Raw genomic sequence first — 25,197 nt, 5'->3', positions numbered from 1 at the left:
GCCCTCAAGCGTGTCAGGCTGCAAGCAGCGTATTACGGATGAGGTCCAGGACCCTTTCCGACTCGATGCCTGTGCAGACGATCTGGCTCGGCAAGCCATCCCAAGCGCCATCAGGCGGAAAACGCCGCCCATCTGGCCTGACGATCGTCTGGCCATCGGCGATGCCGCCGCAGACGACACGCACGGCACCCGATATTGACGAGAACAGCTCCGGCACCACGACATAGACGCAGGCGCAGCTGTCATGCACCATCATGCCGTCTTCAACCGCGTGCTTGTAGAAATCGATGTAGGACTGCGAGAGTGCGTCGAGCTGCTTGACCGCCTTGTCGCCCCTAGCCGCCATATCGCCGAGATAGCTGCGGCTCATCGTGGTGATCGCGGTGACGTCGAGGCCAATGACGGCCACCTTCCAGGGCGCGGTCATGACGATGTCGGCAGCCTCAGGATCACCGTGGATATTGGCCTCGGCGACGGGCGAGACATTTCCCGGCACATAGAAATTGCCGCCCATGATGACGACGTCCTTGGCCAGCGTCGCAATCTCGGGATCTTCCTTCAGCGCCAGCGCCAGATTGGTCATACGGCCAACGGCGACGAGTCGCACTTCGCCCGGGTGGGCGCGCACCGTGTCGATGATAAAACGATGCGCCGGGCGCGGATCGAGCGGCAGGTCGATCGTCTCGGGCACGTCGATATCACCGAGGCCGTTCTCGCCATGCACTATGGCGGGCCACGGCCGCTCCGCGCGCGAGGAATCGATAGTGACGCTGGCGCCTTTGGAAACGGGTGCCGGTATATTCCATTCACGCTTGAGGAAGAGCGCATTGCGCGTCGTCGTCTCGACCGAGGCGTTGCCGAAGACCGTGGTGATGCCGAGAAGGTCGATTTCGGGATGACGATGCAGGAAGAGAAGCGCCATGGCGTCGTCGACGCCAGGGTCGGTGTCATAGATGACCTTGTGCATGAGATATCCTCTAGATGTGAACCGTGAAGCTGCCGGACGGTGCCGCGAATTGGCGCCACCATAACGCCCACTAGGCTTTCTGCAACCCGCTGCGGGCAACTGCCGCCGTCGCATGCGCAGATTTGATCTTGGCGACAGCAAGCTCGGCATCCGGCCCCGCAGCCGCCAGCGCAGCTGCCTCGGCGACCCCATGGCAGCCGACGCGGGCAAAGACGATCGCAGAGGGATTCGCGAGCCGCGGCGTCTCCTCCTCCAGCCGCAGCGCATCGAAGAAGACGCCAGGCACGGAAAAATGCGCAGCAACCGCAAGGATCGCCGGCTCCAGTCTTCGGCTGTCGATCGAGGCGATGGCTGCGAGTTCCGCCGCGCCGATACCGGCTACGTCGAGCGCCTCGATCGCAAGCGCCAGCACCTCGGCAGGCGACGTCCCGCGCTCGCAGCCGAGGCCGAGCACGTGGTGCCTCGCCGTATCGAAAGAGAGATCGCTCATGGAAACCGTCGAATGCGCCCTGCCCGTGTCGTTGCAGCCATTGCAGCTTGGCGCGGCAAATGCAACAAGGCCGTCTGAAGTCCCTCCCCCCGAATACCACCTTGCCCGATATCGCTTTCCATCTGCTTCCGCTGCTCTGCGCGGCGGCCTTTTTTGCCGGTTTCGTCGATTCCATTGCCGGCGGCGGTGGCCTCATCACCGTTCCCGTCATGCTGATCGTAGGTATTCCACCACTCCAGGCCCTCGGCACCAACAAGGTGCAGTCTCTCTTCGGCGCCGCCTCGGCCACGATAGCCTATGCCCGCAGGGGCCATGTGCAACTTGCCGAACAACTGCCGATGGCGCTGATGGCCACCATGGGCGGCGCGCTCGGCGCGGCACTCGCGACGATCGTTCCAGGCCAGGTGCTGCAGGCCATCATGCCGGTACTCCTGGTGGCGATCGCCGTCTTCTTCGCCGTCAAGCCGAACCTCAACGACCTCGACACCCACCGCCGCATGACTCCCTTCGCCTTCGGTCTGACGCTGGTACCTGTCATCGGCTTTTATGACGGCGTCTTCGGCCCCGGCACGGGCTCCTTCTTCATGTTGGCCTTCGTCACGCTCGCCGGCTTCGGCATGCTGAAGGCGACGGCCCACACCAAGCTTCTCAATCTCGGCTCGAATTTCGGCGCGCTAATCGTCTTCGCAAGCTTCGGCGCGATGCTCTGGAAGATCGGCCTGTTGATGGGTGTCTGCCAATTCCTCGGCGCGCAGCTGGGCTCGCGGCTTGCCATACGCATCGGCGCAAAGCTCATCAAGCCGCTGCTTGTGATCGTCTGCGTCGCCCTTGCGGTAAAGCTGCTCGCCGACCCGGCAAATCCGCTGCGCCTGTGGCTCGGCGTCTGACCCAAACCCTCGACCATCTTCCATTACCTCTGGCGTAATTGATAAGGTGCACCGCCTTCCCGCATGATCGGGCTGCCTGGAACTGATGGGCGATCAGAAGGAGATGACCCGATGAACGAAGCAAACACTAACGCAGAGCGCTATCTCGCCATCTGGAATGAGACGGATGCCGCTCGCCGCCGCGCTCTCATCGCCGAGAGCTGGAGCGAAGCCGCAACCTATAGCGACCCACTGATGCGCGGCGAGGGCCATGAGCAGATCAATTCGCTGGTCGAGGCCGTACAAAGCCGCTTCCCCGGCTTCCGCTTCGCCCTGATCGGGGCGGCCGACGGCTACGGCGACAACCTGCGCTTCTCCTGGGGCCTCGGCCCGGAAAATGGCGAAGCGCTGATAAAGGGCACGGATTTCGCTGAACTCCAAGGCGGCAAGCTGAAATCCGTTCGCGGGTTCATAGATTTGTTGCCGGAAGCCGCCTGATGACGCCGACCGCCCGCTCGCTTGGAGACCATTTGCGCGAATGGCGCCAACGTCGCCGCATGAGCCAGCTCGAGCTCGCGCTGGAGGCGGAGATCTCGCAGCGCCATCTGAGCTTCATCGAGAGCGGGCGCTCGACACCGAGCCGCGACATGCTGCTGCATCTTGCCGAACGGCTCGACGTGCCCCTTCGCGATCGGAACCCGCTGCTGCTCGCGGCGGGTTTCGCTCCTGTTTTTGCCGAACGCGCGCTCGACGATCCCGCTATGGAACCGGCCCGTCTCGCCATCGACATAGTGCTGAAAGGGCACGAGCCCTTCCCAGCAATCGCCGTCGACCGCCATTGGACACTCATCGCGGCCAATGCGGCCATCGCTCCGCTGCTCTCAGCCGTTGCTGACCAGTCTCTGCTCACGGCACCCGTCAACGTACTGCGCCTCAGCCTGCATCCACAAGGATTGGCGCCCCATATCAAAAACCTTTCCGAGTGGCGCGCCCACCTTATCGGCAGGCTGCGCCAACAGTTCTCGGCTTCGGGCGATCCAATGTTGGACAAGCTTTTGAAGGAGTTGTTGTCCTATCCAGCGCCTAAAACTGCTGGCGAGGTCCATACCGCCTATGCCGGAATCGTCGTTCCCCTTCAGCTTTGGACCAAGGCTGGCTTGCTTTCCCTGATCTCGACAACAACGATCTTCGGCACGCCCGTCGACATCACTTTGTCGGAACTCGCGGTCGAATCTTTCTTTCCGGCGGATGAGGAAACGGCTGCCATCCTGCGCAGCCTCGCGCTCAACTGACCGTCTCAGAACTCCACGCCCGGCTGGCCCTTGATGCCGGAGCGGAAGGGGTGCTTGACGAGTTCCATCTCGGTCACCAGATCGGCGATCTCGATCAATTCCTCCTTGGCGTTCCGGCCGGTCAGCACGACATGCGTCATGGCGGGCTTCTCGCTCGTCAGGAAGGCGACGACGTCGTTGATGTCGAGATAATCGTAGCGCAGCGCGATGTTGATCTCGTCGAGCAGCACCATGGAGTTGCTTTCGTCGCGGATCAGTTCCTTGGCCTTTTCCCAGGCGGCCGCGGCTGCGGCGACGTCGCGGGCGCGGTCCTGCGTTTCCCAGGTGAAACCCTCGCCCATCGTGTGGAACTGGCAGAGATCGGAGAAATGCTTCTCGATCAGGTCGCGTTCGCCGGTCCACATCGCGCCCTTGATGAACTGCACGACGGCCGACGGCTTGCCGTGGGCGATATGGCGGAAGATCATCCCGAAGGCGGCTGATGACTTACCCTTGCCTTTGCCGGTATGGACGATGATCAGGCCCTTGCCGTCGGTCTTGGTCGCCATGATTTTGTCGCGCGCGGCCTTCTTCTTCGCCATCTTCTCGGCGTGGCGGGCGTCGTCCTTGCCGCTCCCGGCTTCTCCGATCTCGCTGTTCGTGGTCTCGTCGCTCATTGGTTCACCTCATTCTGTTGTCTGGCGGCCAGGTCGAACCGGGCCGAATTGCTGCGCGGCGTCCAGAGACTGTGGTCGATTGCTTCAAGCAGCCGCTCCTTCATCTCGTTATATGCAGCCGGATTCTTCTCGATCATGAAATCGCGCACGCCGGCATCGGCGACGAAGGCCTGATAAACGGCCTCGAAATGATGCGCGCCGACCGCACCCGTCGTCGCCGAAAAAGCGAAGAGATAGTCGACGGTGGCGGCAATCTCTGCCGCTCCCTTGTAGCCATGGCGCATGACGCCTGCGATCCATTTCGGATTGACGACGCGTCCGCGCACGACGCGGCCGATCTCCTCTTCCAGCGAGCGGATCACCGGCTTTTCCGGCCTGGAATGGTCGTTATGATAGATCGAAGGACGCGCACCAGTGAGCTGCTCGGCGGCGGCGGCCATGCCGCCCTCGAACTGGTAATAGTCATCGCTGTCGAGCAGGTCGTGCTCGCGATTGTCCTGGTTCTGGATCACAGCCTGCACCGAGCGCAGCCGCTCCTCGAACAGGCCGCGTTCGGCCCTGCCCTCCTCGCCGGCGCCATAGGCATAGCTGCCCCAGACGAGATAGGCCTCGGCGAGATCGGCGCGCCGCTCCCAGCCCTTTTCATCGATCAGCGCCTGCAGGCCGGCGCCATAGGCGCCGGGCTTCGAGCCGAAGACGCGGTAACCCGCCCGGCGCTTTGCCGAGACTTCGTCCAGACCGGCGGCGCCAAGCCTTGCCGCCTCGCCGCGCATGCGTGTTGCGATCGGATTGTCGGCCTCGTCCTCTTCAAGCGCGCCGATGGCACGGATTGCCTTGTCGAACAGCGCGATCTGCTCGGGAAAGGCATCGCGGAAGAAGCCGGAAATCCGGAGCGTCATGTCAACGCGCGGCCGCCCGAGCATCGCCGGCGGAATGATCTCGTAGCCGGTGACACGGCGCGAACTCATGTCCCACAGCGGCTTGACGCCGATCAGCGCCAGCGCCTGGGCGATATCGTCGCCGCCGGTGCGCATGTTTGACGTACCCCAGGCCGTCAACCCGAAGGAGACAGGCCACTCGCCATGATCCTGCACATAGCGGCGCACCAGCAGTTCCGCCGATTTTTTGCCGAGCTCGTAGGCGGCCGGCGTCGGCACGGCGCGGCTGTCGACCGAATAGAAATTGCGGCCGGTGGGCAGCACATCGGGCCGCCCGCGTGTTGGTGCACCGGAGGGTCCGGGTGCGACGAAGCGACCGTCGAGGCCAGCGAGCAGACCTGCGATCTCAGCGGGGCCGCAGGCGAGGATAGAGGGTTTGAGGCGGGTTTCGATCTCCAAGAGTACAGCCTGCGTAGCCTTCCAGTCCGCTGGGCACTCCATTTCGCCGGAAACGAACTTCGCTGCCAGCAGTTCGATGCGCTCGACGGCGTCGCCGTTGGTTCGCCATGGGGCATCGAGAACATCTGCGAGGATATCAGGACGCGGACCGGCCCAAACGGCAGCCATGTCGGTGTCGAGAGGGTCGAAGGAGGAGGCACCCCGCACGCCGCCGCCCAATCCCGCATCCGCCGCGATCGCCCGCTGCAAACTCGCATCACCGCCCTCGCCAAGCCCGCGCGGCACCCGCGCCAGCGCCACGGTCAGGTCAGTCAAGAGCCGTCCTTCAGGCGAGACCCCGAACACATGCAGTCCATCGCGGATCTGCATCTCCTTGAGGTCGCAGAGATAGGCGTCGAGCTTCTTCAGCGCCTCGCCCTCGCTTTCGCCGCTCGCGATACCGGCATCACGGTCGAGGCCGATATCGGCAACGAGCTCGAGGATCTGGCGGCTGAGCAGACGAATGCGGCGGGGATCACCGCCCGACGCCTCGTAATATTCGTCGACCAGCGCCTCCAGATCCTTCAGCGGCCCGTAGCTTTCTGCCCGCGTCAACGGCGGCGTCAGATGATCGATAATGACGGCCGCACTTCGGCGCTTGGCTTGCGTGCCCTCGCCCGGATCGTTGACGATGAAGGGATAGAGATGTGGCAACGGCCCGAGGATCGCCTCGGGATAGCAGCTTTCTGACAGCGCTAGCGCCTTGCCCGGCAGCCATTCAAGATTGCCGTGCTTGCCCATATGGATGACGGCATGGGCGCCGAACGCGCGGCGCAGGAAAGCGTAGAAGGCGAGATAACCGTGCGGCGGCACGAGATCCGGCGAATGATAACTCTCTTTCGGGTCGATATTATAGCCGCGTGCTGGCTGGATGCCGACGAGCACCTCGCCGAAGCGCGCGAAAGGCAGGGCGAAGACGCCTTCGCGAAAATACGGATCGTCTTGCGGGTTGCCCCAGCGGGCTCTCACCTCATCCTGAATCTTACTGGGAAGAGATTCCAGGAAGCTGTTGTACAGACTCAGGGAAAGCGTCTCGCGGATGATCTTTCCGTCGGAACCGGAATTGGTCGGTCCTTCCATCAGGTGGCGGATCAGCGCATCGCCGTCGGCCGGAATCTCGGCGACCGGATATCCCGCCACCCGCATAGCCTTCAGCACCTCGACGGTGCCGGCCGGCGTATCCAAGCCGACGCCGTTGCCGATCCGGCCGTCGCGGTTCGGATAGTTCGCCATGACGAGCGCGATGCGCCGGTGGCCGGCGGAAGTCTTCCGCAGCCGCGCCCAATTGGCGGCAAGTTCAGCCGTATAGCGCACCCGGCCGGCATCGGCCTGGCTGGCGACGATATTCGTCTCGACCAGCGCATCGTAGCGCGCCGCCGTCTTGAAGGACACCGCCCGCGCCAGCACCCGGCCATCGACTTCAGGCAGTGCCACGTTCATGCCGAGATCGCGCGCCGACAAGCCCTGCGGAGAAGCCGCCCATGCCTCCTTCGACGAGGCCGACAGGATCGCCTGCAGCACGATCGCCTCATTCGCTTCCAGCACCGTCGGCTGCCGGTCCGCACCCGGTGCCGAGACCGCAAAGCCCGTCGTGTTGATGACAACGTCGGGTTTCAGCGCCGAAAACACGCTTTCGAGAATGCCGGTGGAGATGGGATCCTTGAGGCTATAGGCAAAGACCGGCAGCGGCCGGAGGCCGAGTCCGGCCAGCGCCTCGACAAGCGCTTCGATCGGCCCGGTCTCGCCGCTCTGCACCAGGGCGCGGTAGAAGCTGATGGCGACTGTAGGGGATTCAAATCCCTCCTCCGCTACCATCCCCGCACCCGAAGACATATCTAAAACGACCCGCCGCCACTCCTCGACCCCGATCAACCCCCGCCCCGGCCACCAAATACCTGCCTTCATCAAAGGCACAGCCGGTGCCGGCTTCTCTGTGCCCGACAGCATCGCCCCGGCATAATCGAGAAACGCCCGCGCATTAGCATCGCCGCCCTCGATCAGATAGGCCCAGAGCGCGTTGAGATCGTCGAGATCAACATTGGAGAAAGGAACCAGCCCCGCATCTGGCCTGGCATCACCCGGCAAGACCGCAATCAGTGCACCGGCGCGAGCCGCAGCCGCATGCAGCGCTTCCAGCGCATAGTGGAAATAGCTGGCGCCGCCGAGCGCACGCACGATGATCAGCTTCGCATGCCGCGCGGTGCGCTCGACATAGGTATCGACCGACATCGGATGCTTGAGGCTCATCAGACTGGCGAGCCTCAGCGAAGGTGCTGTCCGGCGATCGCGATGGGCGGCTGCGATCGCGGCAAGCTCGCTGTCGGCCGCCGACAGGAACAGGATATCGCCCGGCGTCTGCCCAAGGTCGATTGCCTCCTCGCCGTCGCTGATCGTTCCCTGCTGGGCCAGAAGCAGATGCATCGGTCTATGCCAGCGCTTCGATCGCCGCCCTCACCGCGTCCTGGTCCATTTCGTGCAGGCCAATGACAACGAGGCGTGTGCCGCGCTTTTCTCCGGCTGCCCAGGCGCGGTCGAAATAATGGTCGATGCGGCTGCCGACGGCCTGGAGCTGCAAACGCATCGGCTTGCCTGAAACGTCGACGAAACCCTTGAGACGCAGCACGTCATGGGCTGATATGATGTCCTTCAGCGCTTCGACGAAACCGGCGGGATCGGCAATGGCTCCGAGATCGACGACAAAGCTGTCGAATTCGTCGTGATCGTGCGGCGCGCCATCCTCATGCTCCAGCTCGTGATGCGACTTGCGATTGGCGACATCGTCCTCTGTGCCGATGCCAAGGCCGAGCAAGATGCCGGCTGACACCTCGCCATTTCTCGCCTCGATCATCACGGGCTTGCGCACCGTGCGGGAGGCGACCTCGTCGCGCACCCTGATAAGGCCCGCAGCGTCGATCAGGTCGGTCTTGTTGAGCACGATGAGGTCGGCGCAGGTGAGCTGGTCCTCGAACAGCTCCTCGATCGGGCTTTCGTGATCGAGCGATTCATCCTCGGCACGGCGCGCATCGACGGCATCATGGTCGTCGGCGAAACGGCCGGCGGCAACGGCAGCACTATCGACCACCGTGATGACACCGTCGACGGTCACCTGGGTGCGAATGTCGGGCCAGTTGAAGGCGGCGACCAGCGGCTGCGGCAAAGCAAGGCCCGAGGTTTCGATGACGATATGGTCGGGCCGCTGTTCGCGTTCGAGCAGCTTCGTCATCGTCGGGATGAAGTCGTCCGCGACCGTGCAGCAGATGCAGCCATTGGTGAGCTCGATAATGTCGTCCTCGGTGCAATTGTCTGCACCGCAGCCCTTCAGCACGTCGCCGTCGACGCCGAGATCGCCGAATTCGTTGATAATCAGCGCAATCTTCTTGCCGCCGGCATTGGTCAGCAGGTTGCGGATCATCGTCGTTTTGCCGGCACCGAGGAAGCCGGTAATGACGGTTGCGGGAATCTTCTGCTGGTTCATGGACTTAACCCTTCATTTTCAGCGGCAGGCCTGCCGCGATGAAATAAACTTCGGCGGCCCTCGCCGCGATCGATTGGTGCAGCCGGCCGGCATGATCGCGAAAATCCCGCGCCATACGATTATCCGGCACGATGCCGAGACCGACCTCGTTGGAAACGAAAACGAGCCGCGCCTGCGCGGCTGGCAGGAAATCGGCAAGTGCGGCAAATTCCGCCGCCATGTCGCGCTCCTCGATCATCAGATTGGTGACCCAGAGCGTCAGGCAATCGATCAGCACGATGCGCCCTTCGCCGTCGATGGCGGTAAGCTTGCCGACAAGATCGAGCGGCTCCTCATGCGTCGTCCAGGACGGACCGCGATCGGCCTTGTGTTGCGCGATGCGCGCCTGCATCTCCTCGTCCCAGGCGCGGCCGGTGGCGAGGTAATGGCGATCGAGGCTGGTTGCCGTGACGAGGCCTTCGGCGAACCGGGACTTGCCGGAACGTGCGCCGCCGAGGATGAAGACAGTGTTGGAGGGGGCAGCCGTCATGCCGGCGTTGCCTTCTTAATAGATGCCGCGCAAGCCGCTACGGAAGACGCCGGCGGCTGTAAGGCCCCGCCAAATCGCGCCGCACCAGGCTGCGCTGAATTCAATCGTTCAGCCAAGACAACCTCCGTGCTGGCAACGGGCATAGTGCCCAGGTGTGGGCTTCGCGCCCGGCACGCATGGCAGGTCTCCTGGCTCGCGGTTATCGGCCGCGATCGGGGCAGACCGGAAACCGGTCGCCCTGATCGTGCCAGCGGATCATCCTCGCCTTCCCGGCTGCATCAGTGAAAAGGTGGACGATTCGTAGACTTGAGAGGCGTCCGACCCCGGTTGATCACCATGCATATCCAGTGGCTTTTCCGGCATGTCGTCCGTCCCGCCCGCCTGCACGATTGCAGGCTGCCGGCAGAAAAGGCTTAACGCCGGATGGAGGACCCTGACCGCTCTACAGTCGCGGGGTCGGCTGTGATGAAGGCGCCCGGCTTGGGTCCGCCCCGTCACATTCCCTTTTCATCCGGAAGGGCGTAACACCGATCCGGAACCATCCGTTATGTCGGGATGGTCGGGCGACCATCCGTTGAGGGATGGTTAGGCAAGCTCAGAGGTGAAGTCAACCGGCCTTGGCGACCGGGCAATGGCCGGCCAGAGGAAGCAACTCCGCCAACACGACTTACTCTACCTAAAATATCGTCATTTATCATAGACTTACGTTATAAAAATTTGTCCCCCCCCCGCCGGCTTTTCGCCGCAATTGCGTCGCAAGCGGACTGCGCGACCATCTCTGCCCTTGACCGGGCCTCTCCCCGCCTAGTTGTCTAGCCATGCTTATGAAATTGGATCGGCGCCGTTTTCGTGCGCTGCGTGTTTTCTTCGATCCGGGACGCCTGCGGGCGCTGACCCGCCGTAGCGAGGTTGGCCTGTCGCTGGCGGGCGCCGTCGTCGGCATCATCTCGGGTCTCGCCGTCACCGGCATGAGTTACGTCTCCAACGAGCTGCATCAGCTGGTCTTCGGCATATCAGACAGCGAGCGACTGAGCTCGTCCGAGATCGAGAACAAGATGCTGCTGCTCACTGCCCCCGTCATTGGCGGCGCCCTGCTCGGCCTGTTGCTCCTAGTGCTGGCGAAACGACGCAAGAAGCCGATGGTCGACCCGATCGAGGCCAATGCGCTGCATGGCGGCCGCCTGTCCTTGACCGACAGCATCATCGTTGCCGTGCAGAACCTGATCTCCAACGGTTTCGGCGCCTCCGTCGGCCTGGAGGCCGGCTATACCCAGCTTGCTGCCGGCCTCGCCTCGAAATTCGGCCTGAAGCTGCAGCTTCGCCGCTCGGACCTGCGCACCCTCGTTGGCTGCGGCGCGGCGGGCGCCATCGCCGCCGCCTTCAACGCGCCGCTGACCGGTGCTTTCTATGCTTTTGAGCTGATCATCGGCACCTATACGATCGTGTCGCTGACGCCTGTCGTCGTCTCCGCCCTTGTCTCCACCCTGATCGCAAGGCTGCTTGCCGGCAGCGATTTCACCATCGATATCGGCAGCTTCGGCTCGGTCGTGCCAGCCGATTATATCCCGGCACTGCTGCTCGGTGCTTTCTGCGCCGGTGTCGGCATCCTGATCATGCAGGGCGTCGCCTTTGTCGAAGAGCTGGCGCGCAAGAGCTCGATCGCCCCACCCTTCCGCCCGGCACTCGGCGGCATCATCGTCGGGCTATTGGCGATGATCTCACCGCAGGTGCTCTCGGCCGGCCACGGCGCGTTGCATCTCAACCTTTCCCGTGAGGTGGCGATCCCGACGCTGATCGGTCTCTTCCTCTTGAAATCCTTCGCCTCGGCGATCTCGATCGGCTCCGGCTTCAGGGGTGGGCTGTTCTTCGCCTCGCTGTTCATGGGCGCCCTGCTCGGCAAGCTCTTCGCCTATTGCGGCCCCTATTTCGCCGATGCGACGCTGACGCCCGTCATCTATGCCGTGGTCGGCATGAGTTCGCTCGCCGTCGCCGTCATCGGCGGGCCGCTGACCATGACGTTCCTGGCGCTCGAAATCACCGGCGATTTCCCGATTACGGCGCTGGTGCTCGCCGCCGTCATCACCTCCTCGCTCGTCGTCCGCTCGACCTTCGGTTACTCCTTCGCCACATGGCGCTTTCATCTTCGCGGCGAAAGCATCCGCAGCGCCCATGATGTCGGCTGGATCCGCAATCTGACGGTCGACAAGCTGATGCGCGCCGATGTCAAGACGGCAAGGGCGGGCATCTCTCTGGAGGAATTCAAGCAGGCCTTCCCGATCGGCTCGACCCAGCGCGTCATCCTCGTCGAGGAGAGCGACAAATATGCGGGCCTCGTGCTGGTGCCGGAGATCTACGCCAACCCGACCGACGCCCAGGACGAGGGCAAGACGCTTGCCGATTTCATCCACTACCGCAACGATTTCCTGCAGCCGCAGATGAATGCCAGGCAAGCGGCGGCGATCTTCGACAAGAGCGAAAGCGAAGCACTCGCCGTCGTCAACAACCTGATCGAACGCAAGGTGATCGGCCAGCTCAGCGAAAGCTATACGCTGCGCCGCTACAGCGAAGAACTCGACCGCCGCCGCCGCGAGGTCTCAGGCGAGATCTGAGCGTCGTCGCGCCGATCGGATCGACGCTTCAGGATACGGCGTCGGCGAGCTTGAACACGTCGGCCCGCTTCGAAACACCGCGCAGCTCGAACGATCCTAGATACTCGCAGGCCACGGCGCAGGTGGCCGCGAAGCTCTCCGACATCAGCAGGTGTTGTTCAAGCGTGCCGCAGAGCTTTTCGAGCCGCGAAGCCTCGTTGACGGCCCTGCCGATCACCGTGAAATCGAGCCTGCCACGGGCGCCGACGTTCCCGTAGAAAACCTCGCCGAGATGCAGGACGACATCGACGCGGATATCGGGGCCGCCGTTTTTCGTCCGCTCACGGTTCAGCGCCTCGTTTGCTTTCAGCAGATTCTTCGTAGAAGCCAGCGCGGCCATGCAGGCCTTCTGCGGATCCTCGGCGTCGGTCGGAAAGATCGCAAGCACGCTGTCGCCCATGAACTTGAGGATCTCGCCGGAATTTTCCTCGACATGCCGGTCGATCAGCTCGAAATGTTCGTTCAGAAACCCGACGATCTCGCTGGGTTGATAGACCTCGGTCAAGGCCGTGAAATTTCTGAGGTCCGCAATCAGGATCGCCGCATTGATGGAGCCGCCGGTTCCCCTCTGGGTCTCCCCGGCCAGAATGCGCGCGCTCGTCCTGGCGCCGGTATAGACCGCGAGGATGTCGGTGGCGGTTTTCGATGCCGCCACACGGTAAGCCGCCAGACCCAGCGCCGGGACAAGCGCTTTGACGATCGCCAGCTGATCATCGGAAAATCCGCCCGGCGCATCGCTGGTCAGGGAGAAACCAAGCCCGCGCAACGCGACCTCCTTCGGAAATTCGCAAAGGCTGACCAGATGGTCCGTGCCGCCGGCAAGCGCAAATTCCGCGAGCTGCGGATAGTCAAGCCCTTCACCCCTGGCCAATATCCAGCGCCCTGTTCTCTCGCCGCGGTTCAGCAGGTAAAATATCGGTGTTTTCTCGAAGTTGCGCTCTTCTACGCTGCCATGCGCTGCATTTTCGAGAACGGTTGCACCGCCCCGCACGAAATTGGCCGAGACGCCGCGATACATGGGATGAAGGGATGGCATGGTAATGCTGGCCCGCCAGATCGGAATGCCATCTGCGATCAGCCGGTCGCACAGGCCGGCGACGAGATCGCCAATATGCTCGCTGGTGAGTCCCTGCTCTATAAGCCACTGAATATGATCGTTAATTTTCGAACCTCCGCATGGGACCGGGAACCGGGAATGACCGTTTTCGCCACCAAAGCCCGGCAACACGAACCGCAGATACGCGCTGAAAAGAGCGATATCACGCATCTCATTCATTAGCCTGCTTCACGTCGCTATACCACTCCTGGGCGAATGGAAGTGATAGGGAATCCAATGATGACAACAAGGAGCGCCGGCGCTTTTCCTCAACCGTTCGGCTTCACTTCGATATGTAAAGGGCTGCTCGGTTAGCGGAATCTGTTCCAGTCTCCGTCCCGCGAGGCGACGAACGGGATCTCGCCTCTCGACACCGCAATGTCCTTCAGCATGTGGTCCGACAACGCCCCAAGCCGATTTTCCACCGATCGCCGTCGTCGCCACAGCATGAGGCTATGAGCCGGAGAAAACAGCAGCAGCACCGCTTTGCGCAGTCGCAGTTCGAACCCGCCTGACAAGAGCTTCTCGTTCATGATCGTCCCCATGGAATCGTGCGCCGATCACAAAGATCGGTGCGCCCTGCGAGCCGGTCGGCGCCTCGTCCGCCGGCCGGCTCCCGCGCCCAGCGCAGACCTCGGAATCGAGATCGGTTTGGTGAAAGGGTTATGCGTGGATTGAAAAGCGACAGAGCGTGGTTGGCGCGCCCTATCGAACGCGGTCTTAACGCGCGGCCGAATGAGGGCCGATGAGCGTGGTGATCTCCGTCACGCGGTCCGCCGGAAAGCCACCCTTTTCCGCGTGCCGATAGACCGCATCGGCGCTCTCGGCCTCATGAACGCAGTACATCTTGTCCCCGGTCACATAGCTGGTGATCCAGGTATAGGGTTCGCCGAGGGAGGCCACGACGGCGTTGGATTTCGCCGAGATCTCTCGCAGGGTTTCCTTGTCCATGTCCCCGAGACCTGGAATGTTTCGTTCGACAACGAATTGCGGCATTGTTTTATCCTTCCATGATGTTTTGAGTGACGCAGCGCTTCATCAACCGTGCGCATGCCGGCAGCTGACGTCCGGGTTCATGTCGGCGAACGGTCCCTTCGGATTGTTCTTCCATGCCCAGACGTGCAGCTCGTAGAAAGCCGGAAGGCCGTAGCGGTTCGGTGCGTTCGTGAAACTGAACAGCTGGCCGCCGAGATTGGCGGGACCTTTTGTCGTGATGTATTCGACAGCGACGAGTTTCATCTTGCCGTGTTCGTCAGGCTCGTACATCACAGCCTCCGGCTTGGAGAGATCAATGGCCTCATCCTTGATGAGGTCGGCACTGACATAGTGGATACCCATCGCACCTCCATCTATGCCGCTGGTGCATGGGATCGGCGAATAGCCTTCCTTGACGGCCTGGTTGACGTCCCGGAGGCGCGCATTGGCCTCCCGAACCAGTTCCGGCAGGCCGCCGCCGCCGAGCGCTGCAGCCGGAAGAACTGCCATAATGAGAAGCGCCGCGATTGGCGCTTTTGTCACTTTCATGAAGATTGCCCTCCAATTTCTGGTTGTCCAAGCCGATTGGATTCCGGCCGGCATTGCGTTGTAAAAAATCCGCGCGATGAAACATCTCCCGCGTGGGGGATGAAATCTTCCGCAAATCCCGGAAATGAAGGCGCCATGGCCGGCGACAATTGACCGCGCTGGCCGGGCTGATGCAGGATTGTGATCATGGAACAGCAGCTGTCGGAAATTATTGGCGCTATTTATGATTGCGTGGCCCGGGAGGATGCCTGGCCAAACGCTCTTCGTCTGATCAATGGCCAGGTCAATGGTTTTCTAACCACGCTTGCCGTCTTCGACACGACCACGCGTTCCGCACGTCTGGCCCAGATCGCCTGCGACGACGGAGAGGCCATCCGCACCCTCGTCGCGCATGCGAAGGACGTCCCGTTCTTCCACCTTCTTCACCGAATGGAGATCGATCAGCCGGATACGCTGGAGCGGATGTTTTCCCTCTATGGACCCGATGGCGAAGCCGTCTGGAAGAGCGGTGCGCTATACCAGAACTTTCATGCCAGGTATGGGGTTCTAAACTCGATCGACATGGCCGTACTGAAGCGCCCGACCCGTGTCGGGACGATCAACATTTCGGTGCAATACGAACCGAACGAACGACGCGTCTTCGACATCGTCGGGCTGCTCGGCCCGCATATCCGCCGTGCCGTGACGATCCACGATATGTTCGAGATGGAGCGCGCCGAATCCGCCGTCCTCAGGGAGGTCATCGACGCTCTCGACCATGCGGTCTTCATCGTCGCCGAAGACATGACGATCCTCTTCGCCAATGATGCCGCCGAAGCACGGCTGCGCGAGCAGCAGGTGGTCCACTCGCTTTCAGGCCGGCTGGCGGCTCGCTACAGTTATGCAGGCGCCGCCCTTTCCAACGCCGTGACGCTTGGCGCGCGCGACGAAATCAGTCTCGCAGCCGCTGGGATCGATGTTCCCCTTGCCTCGGCCGAACGCCCCGCCGTCGCTCACGTTCTGCCGTTGCAGCGGCGCACCGAAAGGGGACGCTTCGAAAGCCGGGCGGCGGCGGCGATCTTTCTCGCCGCAGCTGGAACCGTGATCCAATCGGCCGTCGAAGCCGTTGCCGCGCTTTTTGCTCTCACGCCTGCCGAACGGCGCGTGGTCGGCTACGTGTCCGAAGGCATGACGCGGTCCGAGATTGCAAATGCACAGGGTGTTGCCGACGGCACCGTCAAATCGCAACTGGCCGCCATCTACGACAAGACGGGCGCGGAAGACCAGCGCAGCCTGCAGCAGCTCGTCCGCGAACTCAGCCCACCTGTCAGGCGCGCCTAAGAAGTCGACATCAAACTTCGGTCGATTGGGCGGATTACGCGAAAAAGCACGCCGGCGCCACGGCAGCTGCGGGCTCCGCTCACATCCTGACCGTCATGCCGCCGTCGACCGTCAGTACGTGGCCGTTGACAAAGGAAGCGGCGGCGCTTGCCAGAAAGAGCGCGGCGCCGGCGATCTCGTCCGGCCGTCCCCAGCGTTGAACCGGGATGCGCTGGCGCACGAAGGGCATCAATTCCTCGTTCGCAGCCATCGCCGCGTTCGTCTCGGTGGCAAACCAGCCGGGCGCAATTGCGTTGCTGGTGATGCCGTGCGGGCCGAATTCGACCGCCATGCCGCGCATCAGTCCGGTCAGTCCCTGCTTGGCTGCCGGATAGACGCAGTCGCCGGGCATTACGACATGGCCGCTGATCGAGGTCACCGCGATCAGGCGGCCGTGATTGCGTCGCTTCATCAACACGGCAGCGTCGCGCGAAAGCGTCATCGCCGCCGCAAGGTCGGTGCGCAGCAGCTCGATGATCGCATCATCGTCGAATTCGGCCAGCGGCCGCCTGTCGCGGGCGCCGACATTGTTGATCAAAATATCGAGACGACCATGGATCTTGTCGATATCGGCCATCGCAGCACGCTGTGCCTCGCGGTCGGCGACATCGAATGCGGCGGCCTCCGCCGTGCCGCCAGCGGCACGGATGGTCCTGACGGCGCCTTCCAGCGTCGCCGCCCTGCGTCCGTTGACGATGACATGCGCGCCGGCCTCGGCAAGGGCGCGCGCCATCTCGAAGCCCAGACCACGGCCGCCGCCGGTCACGAGCGCCACCTGACCTGCCAGTGAAAATCTATCCAATATGCTCATGGTTTTCGTCGCTCTCAACCGGGTCCGTCGCGACAATTAATGGACTCAGTCAACTAATTTGGCAATAGCCGAACGACGAGACCGGATGACGGTGAGGCAGCCCGTCCGGTACACATCCGGCCTAACCGAGCAGCCCGGCCAACCAGCGCGAATCGAGGTGGCGTTCCAATTCCCCGGCGACGTCGTCGAGCGCCTGCTCGACGCTCTCGCGGTAATTCCTCCGCCCACCTGATAGGCCGAAGCTTTGAAGCAGCCGGTCGCGATAGGCGTCGCTGCCGAAGAGCCCGTGCAGATAGGTGCCCATGATCCGACCGTCGGCCGACAGCGCGCCGTCGGGCGCGCCGTCAATGATCGCCGAGGGCCGATCGCAATCCGGGCCGCGGGTGATGCCGAGATGGATCTGGTAGCCGGCAAGCGGCGCGTCATATTCGGTCGAGCGAGCCTGGCTGTTCCGCACGGTCTTCTCCGGCGCCATCTCGGTCTCGATGTCGAGCAGCCCAAGCCCCGGCGTCTCGAGCGTCCCGCCCTCGATGCCGAGCGGATCGCGCACTGTCCGGCCGAGCATCTGGTAGCCGCCGCAGATGCCGATCACCCGGCCGCCGCGCCTGACATGCGCCTTGAGATCGCGGTCCCAGCCCTCAGCCCTGAAGTCGGCGAGATCCGATATCGTCGATTTCGAGCCGGGAAGCACAACGAGGCTCGCATCGGCAGGTATCCGCTCGCCTGATCGCACGAACACCAGCTCGACATCCGGCTCGGTCCTCAGCGGATCGAGATCGTCGAAATTGGCGATGCGCGGCAGCACCGGCACGGCGATCTTCAGCGCGCCCGTCCCGCCCCTCGCCAGCCGTTCGAGCACGACAGAATCTTCGGCCGGCAGGCGTCCCGCACCCGGCAGCCACGGCACGACGCCGAAGCACGGCCAGCCGGTAAAGCCCTCGATGGCGCGGATGCCGTCGTCAAACAGCGAGACGTCGCCGCGGAACTTGTTGATGATATAACCCGCAATCATCGCCCGGTCGCCATCGTCGAGGATTGCATGCGTGCCGACCAGCGAGGCGATGACGCCGCCGCGGTCGATATCGCCGACGAGCACGACAGGCACGCCCGCCTGCGTCGCAAAGCCCATATTGGCGATATCGCCGGCCCTGAGATTGATCTCTGCCGGCGATCCGGCACCCTCGACGATAACGAGGTCGGCGCCCGCAGCCACTTTTTCGAAGCTCTCGAGCACGGCGCCGAGCAACTGTGGCTTCAGCCGCTGGTAGTCGCGCCCCTTCGCCTGGCCGAACACCCTGCCCTGCACGATGATCTGGCTGCCATTCTCCGATTGCGGCTTAAGCAGCACCGGATTCATGTGCACCGAGGATGGCGTGCGCGCGGCCAGCGATTGCAGCCACTGCGCCCGGCCGATCTCGCCGCCGTCATCGGCGACCGCCGCATTGTTCGACATATTCTGGGGCTTGAACGGCCGGACCGTCAGCCCGCGATTGGCCGCCAGCCGGCAGAGGCCTGCAACCAGAACCGTCTTGCCGACATCGGAGCCGGTTCCCTGCAGCATGATCGCTCTTGCCATGGTGGCCCGCATCCGCCTCTCGTTCAGGCGAGGCCTACAATAGGCGGTAATCCCGGGTCAAGACTTGCCCCAAAGTTCCGTGCCGCAAACGCGAAAACCGCGCATGGCCTTGGCTCTGCGCGGTTTGCCGAAAACTCAGGCGTCTTCGCCCCTACACGGCGAAGCTCGCTTTCTCCGGTACGCACTACCTGAACCAGAGAAGCGGCGGTCATTGCTGCCACGACCCAACTGATAACGGCACATTCTTACCGGAGGGTTATTGAAGGCTTACGCAAATGTTAATTTTGATCTTTTTTGACATTCTCGTCGAAATTTCTGCCGAAGATCCGCCGCCGATCGCGAAGAGCGTGCATTTCGCCCAGGGGCGCCATTTTCGGGATCTTCACATAAATTCTTCGAATTCAATCATTTAGTCACGCAACCATGAGCAGAAGATGGTTGATTTCTGCGAGCGAACGCGTAGGCTCCGTCATAATGCGCCATTGTTGAACATGGCCTGCGACGAGTTGCCGGAGCCGCAAGGACGGACGGTGCCATGAACCGGAAAGCCTGTTGCTGTATCGCCCGGCAGGCGTTTTCCCCTCAGGTGCCAGAGATATATGTCGGTTGATTTCAGAGCCTGCGCGTCGGCCTAAGAAGAATTCGGGGAATGACGATGAAGACGTTTCTGATTCCGGCCGTCTTTGCCGCGGCTCTTTCTACCGTTGCGCCGGCTGAAGCAGCCGAATGCGGCACCGTTTCGATCGCCGAAATGAAATGGGCCTCGGCAGGAATTGCGGCGAGCTTCGACAAGATCATCCTGGAAAAGGGCTACGGCTGTTCCGTCACCATTGTCGATGGCGACACCCTGCCGACCTTTGCCTCGATGAATGAGAAAGGCACCCCTGACATCGCCTCGGAATACTGGATCAATTCCGTCAGGGCCCTGCTCGATCAAGCCGTCAACAGCGGCCGGCTGGTGCAGGGGGCCGAAATCCTGGCTGACGGCGCCGTCGAGGGTTGGTGGATCCCGAAATTCATCGCCGACGCCCACCCCGACATCCGCTCGGTCGAAGACGCGCTGAGACATCCCGAGCTCTTCCCCGCCGAGGACGACCCATCGAAGGGCGCAGTCTACAACTGTCCCGCCGACTGGAGCTGCCAGATATCAACCACCAACCTGTTCAAGGCGCTTGCTGCCGACAAGAAAAGCTTCGAGCTTGTCGAAACCGGCAGTCCCGAACAGTTGGATGCCTCGATTGCCCGCGCTTTCGAAAACAAGGTCGGCTGGCTCGGTTATTACTGGGCGCCGACCGCCATCCTCGGCAAATATGACATGACGCGCCTGAGCTTCGGCGTCGGCCACAACAAGAACGAATGGGACCGCTGTACCGCAGTTGCCGGCTGCGCCAGGCCGCAGCTGAATTCCTATCCGGTCTCGCGCGCCTTCACACTGATGACCCGGTCTTTCGCCAGCCGTGCCGGACCTGTCACGACCTATCTCAAGACCCGCAAATGGGACAATGAGACGATCAACCAGGTGCTCGCCTGGCAGGACGAAAACCGCGAAAGCAACGAGGATGCCGCGATCTATTTCCTTCGCAATTACGAGGGCCTGTGGACGAAATGGGTGCCTGTCGATGTAGCCGAGAAGGTCAAGGCGAGCTTATAACGACAAGACACGAGCAAGCATGGACGATTCGATGACAGGCAATGTTCCCTTTCCCGACCGCGATACCGTTGCGGAAAAGCTTGCCGCGCTGTCGGAGACCGACAAGTCGTATGTGGCGCTACTGATGGAAAACGCCGCCCAGGACGACAACCTGCTCGACGGCCTGCGCCGCCATCTCGATCTTGCCGCCGGATCGCGTTTCCTGAACTCGCTGAAGCTCGAAAATCTGGGAATTTGGCTCGGAACCCAGGCGCCGGACCGGTTACAGATCCGACTGATGGAAACCGCCCGCTCCAGCCAACATCCCACCTACCAAGCCTTCCGGACCGGTCTCGACCGATCCGGCGGGCTGGAAAAGGTTTATCCCCCGGTCATCCGTTAGGATGGTCCGGCCCCGGTCATCCGTTAGGATGATCCGACTCCGGTCAGCACCTGATCCGGCGATTCTGGCAGCGATCTGAACGGTCGTTACTTCTTCGCGGCGCGGTCGACTGAGCGGCCGGCATCCTGCGTGGCGTTCACGGTATTTGCTGTATCCTTTCCTATGCCGCGGATCGTGTTTCCGCAGGAGGAAAGGGCAAGAAGAACCATCAAGGCTGCGGCTATTTTGGCCGTTGTCGTCATCTCGGATATCCTTGTTTGAAATCAACCCCGAACGGCGACAATTGCCGTCCGCGCCAATAACGCACGACAAACCAAAAGGTTCACCGGCTAGAAGGATACCTGTCAGACTATCCGCGCATAATCCTTTGCGAAAATCGAATGGGATTTTCGGGGATTAGGCGGCGACCGCCTTTGCTCTCTCGGCAAAGGCGCCGCGAATGCTGTCGGCCACCGTCTCGATCGGCCCCGACACCTGCGAGGCGGTTAGCAGCCGGATATCGAAGGCGCCGAGTTCCGGCAGCCCTTCCTGAGGCCCGAGGATCGCCATGTCCTCGTTGACATAGGACAGCGGCAGTGGCGCGATGGCGAGATCGGAAAGCACGGCGGCGCGCTGCGCCATCGTGTGGCCGCTGAGATAGGCGACGCGATAATGCCGCTTGTTGCGTTCGAGTTGGGAGAGCGCCTCCTGGCGCCAGATGCAGCCATCCTCCCAGATCGAGATCGGCAGGGGATCTCGGCGATGCGCCGAGCCGCACCTGGCGCCAGCCCAGACCAGCCGCTCGCGGAACACGACCTCGCCGCCCGTCGGGAACGGCCGTGTCGCACAGTTGATCAACGCGAGGTCGAGCCGCTGCTCCTCCATGCGCTTCTTCAGTCCGATGCTCATGTCGATCGTCACATCGACCATGATGCCGGGATAGCTCTCGGCGAAACTCTTCAGGATGCTCGGCAGCAGCCGTTCGCCGATATCCTCAGGCGCGCCGAGCCGCACGACGCCGCTAAGCTCCGGCATGATGAAGCGCGACACCGCCTCGTTCGACAGCGCCAGGATGTTGCGCGCGTAGGACAGCAACATCTCGCCGTGGCGCGTCAGCGACACCGAGCGGGCGTCGCGCAGAAACAGCGTTGCCCCCAGTTGTTCTTCAAGTTTCTTGATCTGCATCGACACCGCCGATGGCGTGCGGAAGACCGCCTCTGCGGCGGTCGAAAAATTGCCTGTCTCTGCGATAGCCACGAAGGTACGCAGCACCTCGTTATCAAGCAGCGGAATGGGACGGCGAAAGGGAATGCTCATCGTCGCATCTTTCAATTTTTCTGATTCATAACCCCATATCATTTTGTTTGATTGAATGTCAATTGACCCTCATATTTCGGGCGTCGGCAGCTAAATGCAGCAAAGGAGGCCCGACATGCCTCAAACAAACATCTGGAATATCGTACAGGCCCTTTCCGCATTCAAGTCGCAGAGGCGCAGGGATGCGAACCATGAGCATGCGCTCCGAGAGCTAAGGCGCTTTCCGCCACATCTGCTGGCAGATTGCCAGCGCGAGCTAGAGTTGACCGTCCCGGAGCGCCGCGCGTGCGATGGGACGCGGTAGAAACGCTTCATCCCTTTGAATCCGCTCAGGATCTGGGCACATCGATGCCGGTCAACTCGCAACGTCTTACTCGACTTGCGCCGCAGCGGATGATCGACGGTCGAACGCCGATCACATCCCGCCCAGCAGTTTGAACGCTATGATCCACATCGTGAAAGCGACGAGCGTTTCCAGCATGCGCCAGGATGAGGGTTTCGAGAAGATCGGCCTCAGCCGCTTTGCGCCATATCCGAGCGAAAAGAAGAACAGGAAGGAACCCGTCACCGCCCCTGCCGCAAAGGAAGCCTGCTCTCCCGGATATCGCGTCGATATCGTGCCGAGCAGCACGACCGTGTCGAGATAGACGTGGGGATTGAGCCAGGTGAGTGCGAGGCAGGTCGCCAGCGTCTGCCGAAAACTCGACGACTTTGCTTCCCCGGCCGTCAGAGCAGCGGACGACCGCAAGGCGGAATAGAGGCTTCTTGCCCCGTACCAGACCAGAAATGCGGCTCCGCCATAGCGCATGACCGGGTCGAGCCAGGGCATGAACCTGGCGATCTGCTGGAGGCTGGTCACACCAAGTACGATCAGCGCGGCATCCGATACCGCGCATGCGAGGCAGACGGCAAAGACATGTTCGTTTCGCAAGCCTTGCCGGAGGATGAAGGCGTTCTGCGCGCCAATGGCGACAATCAGGCTGAGGCCCATCATCAAGCCGGTTATATAGATCGAAAAATTCATCTCTTCGGCCAACGCCCCTCATTTCGGTAAGGTTGCGCTATCGCGATTGGGAGAATTAGGCTAGTTAATCTGACTTACCTAGATTAAGTGAAACTAATCCATGCTCGACTATCCCGCTCTTCGTGCCGTCGCAACCATTGTCCAGACAGGCAGCTTCGAGAGAGCCGCGACCGTCCTGAGCGTGACCCCGTCGGCCATTTCGCAGCGCGTGAAGCAGCTCGAGGAGCGTCTCGGCGTCGTCCTCATCGTCAGAGGCACGCCGTGCACGGCGACGGACAAGGGAGAATGGCTCTGCCGCCATATGGAGAATGTCGGCATGCTCGAAGCAGAACTCTTCGGGCAGCTGCCGGCCCTCATCGATCCCGACGAACCTCGCCAAAGGGTCACGCTTCAAATCGCGACGAACGCCGACAGCCTCGGGACATGGTTCGTCGAGGCCATGTCGAGTTTCGCCAGGAGCTCTTCCTATCTGCTGAACGTCGCCGTCGACGACCAGGACCACACCGCCGAATGGCTACAGCGCGGGCGGGTGATCGCCGCTGTCACCAGCCTGGAAAAGCCGGTCCGCGGATGCCGACGTTTTGCACTCGGCATTCTGCGTTACCACGCAACTGCAACGCCCGATTTCGTCGCACGGCACTTTCCGCATGGCGTGACATCAGAGGCAATCCGCAACGCCCCGGCGCTGACCTTCAATCAGAAGGACAGGTTACAAAGCAGTTGGGTGCGGCGGATGTTCGGACGCGATCTCGACTATCCTACCCATTGGCTGCCGTCGCCGCAAAGTTTCGTCGAAGCCAGCCTCTCGGGCATGGGTTGGGGGATGAACCCGACCCAGCTGACCCGCGAGCATCTCGCGTCCGGACGGCTGGTCGAGCTGGTGCCCGACACACCGCTCGATGTCCCGCTCTACTGGCAGATAAACCGCCTCGCCGCCGATCGCCTGGCGGATCTGACGCGCGAAGTCGTCACAGTGGCCAAGCGCCGTCTTTGACGCGTCACTCAAGAATGCAGCAGAACCGGCTCCCTTTTATCAGACGTAAGCCGTGCGGCTGCCGAACTCACTGGTCTCGTCAAAATTCGTCGTGCCGATACGCTCGCTTTCGCCGGAAAATTCTCCAGGAGCGTCACCGGCAGGCTTCGATGCAGCAGACGCCTGAGTTTGGCTGCTCTCGCTCGCTTCGAGCTTGGCAATCTTCGCTTCCAGCGTATCGATGGATTTTTCGATCGTGGCCTTCTCTTGCTCGTCCTGCGTTTCCGACAGGGCTGCCTTCTTCTCGGCAAGCTGTGCCTCGAGAGAGGCAAGCTGATCCGACGAACTGGAAGACGAGGTTGTAGCGGCTGAACTCAAAATGGTGGATGCAGAACTGGAAATTGCGCTGACCATGAGCATGACTTTCGATAGTGGAATGTCATCGTTCTAGCCACGGATGGTAAAGGTTCGATAAATAAAGTACCGGATAGTACCAAAATAACGAGGATGGCTACGCAAATAGCGCGCTCCTATGCGATGGCGATGATTTCCAGTTCCTGGCCGCCTGTCTCCACTACATCGCCGACAGCCTTGCCCATCAGCAACTGCGCCACCGGGGAAACGTAGGAAATCGATCCGGCCTTGGGATCGGCTTCGTCCTCTCCGACGATACGATAGGTCTGCATGCGCCCGTCGTCACGGCGGAAACTCACCGTGCTGCCGAAGGCGACGGTGTCGATTGACGTAGGGTCAGGCACGAGCTGGGCGGTGCGAAGTCTTGCGGCTAAGTAGCGAAGATCACGCAAGGGATTGGCTGTCTGCCGCCGCCGTTCGTTCACGTCGTCGATGGTGCTCGCGCCATCATAGGCCTCGCGAGCCTCTTTGAAGCGCAGCTCGAGAGCCTTCAGTCCTGCTTCCGTAACAAGGTTCGGATGCGCCGAAATCGGACGATCGGGCAGCAGGGTTTCCGAAGCGGTTTCGAAACTCTCTTCCTTGGTAAAAGCGACGGCCAATCTCGGACTCCGTTTTAGCGCGATGCGCTCTTCTAGCTGATGGGCAATTGCCGCGAAACGATTGTCGGAACCATACACCGACCGCGGACGAACCGCCAATCTCGGTTGATAGGCGGCCGGCGCCGGCGGCAGAGGCAGTCCGCTTTCAAGGTCACCGCCCCGTAGCTGTTAAGCGGCGGAAACGTTCCGCAAC

Annotated in this window: 26 protein-coding genes and 1 riboswitch; of the genes, 9 read left to right on the top strand and 17 right to left on the bottom strand. The window is 62.0% G+C overall.

Features of this window, described 5'->3' with window-relative positions:
• Positions 1-13 precede the first annotated feature (13 nt).
• Together BS629_RS28440 and BS629_RS28435 are read right to left on the bottom strand one after the other, a co-directional pair.
• A complete protein-coding gene (locus BS629_RS28440; RefSeq protein ID WP_018242390.1) occupies positions 14-967 on the bottom strand; it encodes a nucleoside hydrolase in 954 nt (317 codons plus the stop codon).
• 70 nt (positions 968-1,037) lie between these two features.
• Entirely contained in the window at positions 1,038-1,457 is a 420-nt protein-coding gene (locus BS629_RS28435; protein ID WP_018242391.1) for a cobalamin biosynthesis protein, read from the bottom strand.
• Positions 1,458-1,558: 101 nt separating this feature from the next.
• Between BS629_RS28435 and BS629_RS28430 the strand changes: the two genes are divergently transcribed.
• From BS629_RS28430 to BS629_RS28420, 3 genes are all read left to right on the top strand, one after another.
• A complete protein-coding gene (locus tag BS629_RS28430; RefSeq protein WP_018242392.1) occupies positions 1,559-2,344 on the top strand; it encodes a TSUP family transporter in 786 nt (261 codons plus the stop codon).
• A 63-nt stretch (positions 2,345-2,407) separates the two neighbouring features.
• Positions 2,408-2,821, top strand: a complete 414-nt coding sequence (locus BS629_RS28425) for a nuclear transport factor 2 family protein (protein ID WP_018242393.1) — start codon at positions 2,408-2,410, stop codon at positions 2,819-2,821.
• Positions 2,821-3,615, top strand: a complete 795-nt coding sequence (locus BS629_RS28420) for a helix-turn-helix domain-containing protein (RefSeq protein ID WP_018242394.1) — start codon at positions 2,821-2,823, stop codon at positions 3,613-3,615. Before BS629_RS28425 ends, BS629_RS28420 begins: the two co-directional genes overlap by 1 nt.
• Positions 3,616-3,620: 5 nt before the next feature.
• Here BS629_RS28420 and cobO read toward each other — a convergent pair whose 3' ends face one another.
• Genes cobO through cobU form a run of 4 tightly spaced genes read right to left on the bottom strand, consistent with a single transcriptional unit; the run spans position 3,621 to position 9,651 of the window.
• Complete coding sequence (gene cobO, locus BS629_RS28415) at positions 3,621-4,271, bottom strand: cob(I)yrinic acid a,c-diamide adenosyltransferase (protein WP_018242395.1); 651 nt, start codon at positions 4,269-4,271, stop codon at positions 3,621-3,623.
• Complete coding sequence (gene cobN, locus BS629_RS28410) at positions 4,268-8,068, bottom strand: cobaltochelatase subunit CobN (protein ID WP_018242396.1); 3,801 nt, start codon at positions 8,066-8,068, stop codon at positions 4,268-4,270. Before cobN ends, cobO begins: the two co-directional genes overlap by 4 nt.
• Positions 8,069-8,072: 4 nt before the next feature.
• On the bottom strand, positions 8,073-9,122 hold the full coding sequence (gene cobW / locus BS629_RS28405; RefSeq protein WP_018242397.1) for a cobalamin biosynthesis protein CobW: 1,050 nt from the start codon (positions 9,120-9,122) through the stop codon (positions 8,073-8,075).
• A 4-nt stretch (positions 9,123-9,126) separates the two neighbouring features.
• Positions 9,127-9,651, bottom strand: coding sequence for a bifunctional adenosylcobinamide kinase/adenosylcobinamide-phosphate guanylyltransferase (gene cobU, locus BS629_RS28400; RefSeq protein WP_018242398.1), 525 nt, complete (start codon positions 9,649-9,651; stop codon positions 9,127-9,129).
• Between the two features lie 161 nt (positions 9,652-9,812).
• Positions 9,813-10,209: riboswitch (cobalamin riboswitch) on the bottom strand.
• A 260-nt stretch (positions 10,210-10,469) separates the two neighbouring features.
• On the opposite strand from cobU, the gene BS629_RS28395 reads away from it, so the two are divergent.
• Positions 10,470-12,260 (top strand): chloride channel protein, encoded by a 1,791-nt coding sequence (locus tag BS629_RS28395; RefSeq protein ID WP_018242399.1) that lies wholly within the window; start codon positions 10,470-10,472, stop codon positions 12,258-12,260.
• 28 nt (positions 12,261-12,288) lie between these two features.
• Here BS629_RS28395 and BS629_RS28390 read toward each other — a convergent pair whose 3' ends face one another.
• From BS629_RS28390 to BS629_RS28375, 4 genes are all read right to left on the bottom strand, one after another.
• Positions 12,289-13,575 (bottom strand): adenylate/guanylate cyclase domain-containing protein, encoded by a 1,287-nt coding sequence (locus BS629_RS28390; protein WP_018242400.1) that lies wholly within the window; start codon positions 13,573-13,575, stop codon positions 12,289-12,291.
• Between the two features lie 131 nt (positions 13,576-13,706).
• A complete protein-coding gene (locus BS629_RS28385) occupies positions 13,707-13,928 on the bottom strand; it encodes a DUF1127 domain-containing protein (RefSeq protein WP_077988756.1) in 222 nt (73 codons plus the stop codon).
• A 187-nt stretch (positions 13,929-14,115) separates the two neighbouring features.
• Complete coding sequence (locus tag BS629_RS28380) at positions 14,116-14,391, bottom strand: DUF4242 domain-containing protein (RefSeq protein WP_018242402.1); 276 nt, start codon at positions 14,389-14,391, stop codon at positions 14,116-14,118.
• 42 nt (positions 14,392-14,433) lie between these two features.
• Positions 14,434-14,919 carry a hypothetical protein gene (locus BS629_RS28375; protein ID WP_026188423.1) on the bottom strand — a complete coding sequence of 162 codons (486 nt, stop codon included), beginning with the start codon at positions 14,917-14,919 and terminating at the stop codon, positions 14,434-14,436.
• A gap of 186 nt (positions 14,920-15,105) precedes the next feature.
• Between BS629_RS28375 and BS629_RS28370 the strand changes: the two genes are divergently transcribed.
• Positions 15,106-16,239, top strand: a complete 1,134-nt coding sequence (locus tag BS629_RS28370; RefSeq protein WP_018242405.1) for a helix-turn-helix transcriptional regulator — start codon at positions 15,106-15,108, stop codon at positions 16,237-16,239.
• Between the two features lie 79 nt (positions 16,240-16,318).
• Here the strand turns inward: BS629_RS28370 and BS629_RS28365 are convergent, their stop codons facing one another.
• Together BS629_RS28365 and BS629_RS28360 are read right to left on the bottom strand one after the other, a co-directional pair.
• Positions 16,319-17,089 (bottom strand): SDR family oxidoreductase, encoded by a 771-nt coding sequence (locus tag BS629_RS28365; RefSeq protein ID WP_018242406.1) that lies wholly within the window; start codon positions 17,087-17,089, stop codon positions 16,319-16,321.
• Between the two features lie 121 nt (positions 17,090-17,210).
• Positions 17,211-18,665, bottom strand: a complete 1,455-nt coding sequence (locus tag BS629_RS28360) for a cobyric acid synthase (RefSeq protein ID WP_026188424.1) — start codon at positions 18,663-18,665, stop codon at positions 17,211-17,213.
• 649 nt (positions 18,666-19,314) lie between these two features.
• On the opposite strand from BS629_RS28360, the gene BS629_RS28355 reads away from it, so the two are divergent.
• Both BS629_RS28355 and BS629_RS28350 read left to right on the top strand, forming a co-directional pair.
• Positions 19,315-20,316, top strand: coding sequence for a glycine betaine ABC transporter substrate-binding protein (locus BS629_RS28355; RefSeq protein WP_018242409.1), 1,002 nt, complete (start codon positions 19,315-19,317; stop codon positions 20,314-20,316).
• 19 nt (positions 20,317-20,335) lie between these two features.
• A complete protein-coding gene (locus tag BS629_RS28350) occupies positions 20,336-20,698 on the top strand; it encodes a hypothetical protein (RefSeq protein WP_018242410.1) in 363 nt (120 codons plus the stop codon).
• Positions 20,699-20,784: 86 nt separating this feature from the next.
• On the opposite strand, the gene BS629_RS28345 is transcribed toward BS629_RS28350, so the two are convergent.
• Positions 20,785-20,940 carry an entericidin domain-containing protein gene (locus tag BS629_RS28345; RefSeq protein WP_003540537.1) on the bottom strand — a complete coding sequence of 52 codons (156 nt, stop codon included), beginning with the start codon at positions 20,938-20,940 and terminating at the stop codon, positions 20,785-20,787.
• A gap of 154 nt (positions 20,941-21,094) precedes the next feature.
• Positions 21,095-22,036 (bottom strand): LysR family transcriptional regulator, encoded by a 942-nt coding sequence (locus BS629_RS28340; protein WP_018242411.1) that lies wholly within the window; start codon positions 22,034-22,036, stop codon positions 21,095-21,097.
• A gap of 73 nt (positions 22,037-22,109) precedes the next feature.
• Here BS629_RS28340 and BS629_RS40365 point away from each other — a divergent pair, with 73 nt between their 5' ends.
• Positions 22,110-22,298 carry a hypothetical protein gene (locus BS629_RS40365; RefSeq protein WP_018242412.1) on the top strand — a complete coding sequence of 63 codons (189 nt, stop codon included), beginning with the start codon at positions 22,110-22,112 and terminating at the stop codon, positions 22,296-22,298.
• A 111-nt stretch (positions 22,299-22,409) separates the two neighbouring features.
• Here the strand turns inward: BS629_RS40365 and BS629_RS28330 are convergent, their stop codons facing one another.
• Positions 22,410-23,018 (bottom strand): LysE/ArgO family amino acid transporter, encoded by a 609-nt coding sequence (locus tag BS629_RS28330; protein ID WP_032980688.1) that lies wholly within the window; start codon positions 23,016-23,018, stop codon positions 22,410-22,412.
• Positions 23,019-23,118: 100 nt separating this feature from the next.
• Between BS629_RS28330 and BS629_RS28325 the strand changes: the two genes are divergently transcribed.
• A complete protein-coding gene (locus BS629_RS28325) occupies positions 23,119-24,012 on the top strand; it encodes a LysR family transcriptional regulator ArgP (protein WP_018242414.1) in 894 nt (297 codons plus the stop codon).
• Positions 24,013-24,051: 39 nt separating this feature from the next.
• On the opposite strand, the gene BS629_RS28320 is transcribed toward BS629_RS28325, so the two are convergent.
• Positions 24,052-24,411 carry a hypothetical protein gene (locus tag BS629_RS28320; RefSeq protein ID WP_018242415.1) on the bottom strand — a complete coding sequence of 120 codons (360 nt, stop codon included), beginning with the start codon at positions 24,409-24,411 and terminating at the stop codon, positions 24,052-24,054.
• 110 nt (positions 24,412-24,521) lie between these two features.
• A complete protein-coding gene (greA, locus tag BS629_RS28315; RefSeq protein WP_018242416.1) occupies positions 24,522-25,004 on the bottom strand; it encodes a transcription elongation factor GreA in 483 nt (160 codons plus the stop codon).
• Between the last annotated feature and the right edge of the window lie 193 nt (positions 25,005-25,197).

Origin of the sequence: Rhizobium leguminosarum bv. viciae USDA 2370 (genome assembly GCF_002008365.1) — a bacterium.
Taxonomy (GTDB): Bacteria; Pseudomonadota; Alphaproteobacteria; order Rhizobiales; family Rhizobiaceae; genus Rhizobium; species Rhizobium leguminosarum.
Note: the sequence above shows the minus strand (reverse complement) of the source record. Positions and strands in the feature narration are given on the sequence as shown.

What these genes read in the sequence shown, in the direction of transcription:
- BS629_RS28440 (WP_018242390.1), bottom strand. Translation starts at nt 967, where the DNA reads ATGCACAAGGTCATCTATGACACCGACCCTGGCGTCGACGACGCCATG.
- BS629_RS28435 (WP_018242391.1), bottom strand. Translation starts at nt 1,457, where the DNA reads ATGAGCGATCTCTCTTTCGATACGGCGAGGCACCACGTGCTCGGCCTC.
- BS629_RS28425 (WP_018242393.1), top strand. Translation starts at nt 2,408, where the DNA reads ATGATCGGGCTGCCTGGAACTGATGGGCGATCAGAAGGAGATGACCCG.
- BS629_RS28420 (WP_018242394.1), top strand. Translation starts at nt 2,821, where the DNA reads ATGACGCCGACCGCCCGCTCGCTTGGAGACCATTTGCGCGAATGGCGC.
- cobO (WP_018242395.1), bottom strand. Translation starts at nt 4,271, where the DNA reads ATGAGCGACGAGACCACGAACAGCGAGATCGGAGAAGCCGGGAGCGGC.
- cobN (WP_018242396.1), bottom strand. Translation starts at nt 8,068, where the DNA reads ATGCATCTGCTTCTGGCCCAGCAGGGAACGATCAGCGACGGCGAGGAG.
- cobW (WP_018242397.1), bottom strand. Translation starts at nt 9,122, where the DNA reads ATGAACCAGCAGAAGATTCCCGCAACCGTCATTACCGGCTTCCTCGGT.
- cobU (WP_018242398.1), bottom strand. Translation starts at nt 9,651, where the DNA reads ATGACGGCTGCCCCCTCCAACACTGTCTTCATCCTCGGCGGCGCACGT.
- BS629_RS28395 (WP_018242399.1), top strand. Translation starts at nt 10,470, where the DNA reads ATGCTTATGAAATTGGATCGGCGCCGTTTTCGTGCGCTGCGTGTTTTC.
- BS629_RS28390 (WP_018242400.1), bottom strand. Translation starts at nt 13,575, where the DNA reads ATGAATGAGATGCGTGATATCGCTCTTTTCAGCGCGTATCTGCGGTTC.
- BS629_RS28385 (WP_077988756.1), bottom strand. Translation starts at nt 13,928, where the DNA reads ATGAACGAGAAGCTCTTGTCAGGCGGGTTCGAACTGCGACTGCGCAAA.
- BS629_RS28380 (WP_018242402.1), bottom strand. Translation starts at nt 14,391, where the DNA reads ATGCCGCAATTCGTTGTCGAACGAAACATTCCAGGTCTCGGGGACATG.
- BS629_RS28375 (WP_026188423.1), bottom strand. Translation starts at nt 14,919, where the DNA reads ATGAAAGTGACAAAAGCGCCAATCGCGGCGCTTCTCATTATGGCAGTT.
- BS629_RS28370 (WP_018242405.1), top strand. Translation starts at nt 15,106, where the DNA reads ATGGAACAGCAGCTGTCGGAAATTATTGGCGCTATTTATGATTGCGTG.
- BS629_RS28365 (WP_018242406.1), bottom strand. Translation starts at nt 17,089, where the DNA reads ATGAGCATATTGGATAGATTTTCACTGGCAGGTCAGGTGGCGCTCGTG.
- BS629_RS28360 (WP_026188424.1), bottom strand. Translation starts at nt 18,665, where the DNA reads ATGGCAAGAGCGATCATGCTGCAGGGAACCGGCTCCGATGTCGGCAAG.
- BS629_RS28355 (WP_018242409.1), top strand. Translation starts at nt 19,315, where the DNA reads ATGACGATGAAGACGTTTCTGATTCCGGCCGTCTTTGCCGCGGCTCTT.
- BS629_RS28350 (WP_018242410.1), top strand. Translation starts at nt 20,336, where the DNA reads ATGGACGATTCGATGACAGGCAATGTTCCCTTTCCCGACCGCGATACC.
- BS629_RS28345 (WP_003540537.1), bottom strand. Translation starts at nt 20,940, where the DNA reads ATGACGACAACGGCCAAAATAGCCGCAGCCTTGATGGTTCTTCTTGCC.
- BS629_RS28340 (WP_018242411.1), bottom strand. Translation starts at nt 22,036, where the DNA reads ATGATATGGGGTTATGAATCAGAAAAATTGAAAGATGCGACGATGAGC.
- BS629_RS40365 (WP_018242412.1), top strand. Translation starts at nt 22,110, where the DNA reads ATGCCTCAAACAAACATCTGGAATATCGTACAGGCCCTTTCCGCATTC.
- BS629_RS28330 (WP_032980688.1), bottom strand. Translation starts at nt 23,018, where the DNA reads ATGAATTTTTCGATCTATATAACCGGCTTGATGATGGGCCTCAGCCTG.
- BS629_RS28325 (WP_018242414.1), top strand. Translation starts at nt 23,119, where the DNA reads ATGCTCGACTATCCCGCTCTTCGTGCCGTCGCAACCATTGTCCAGACA.
- BS629_RS28320 (WP_018242415.1), bottom strand. Translation starts at nt 24,411, where the DNA reads ATGCTCATGGTCAGCGCAATTTCCAGTTCTGCATCCACCATTTTGAGT.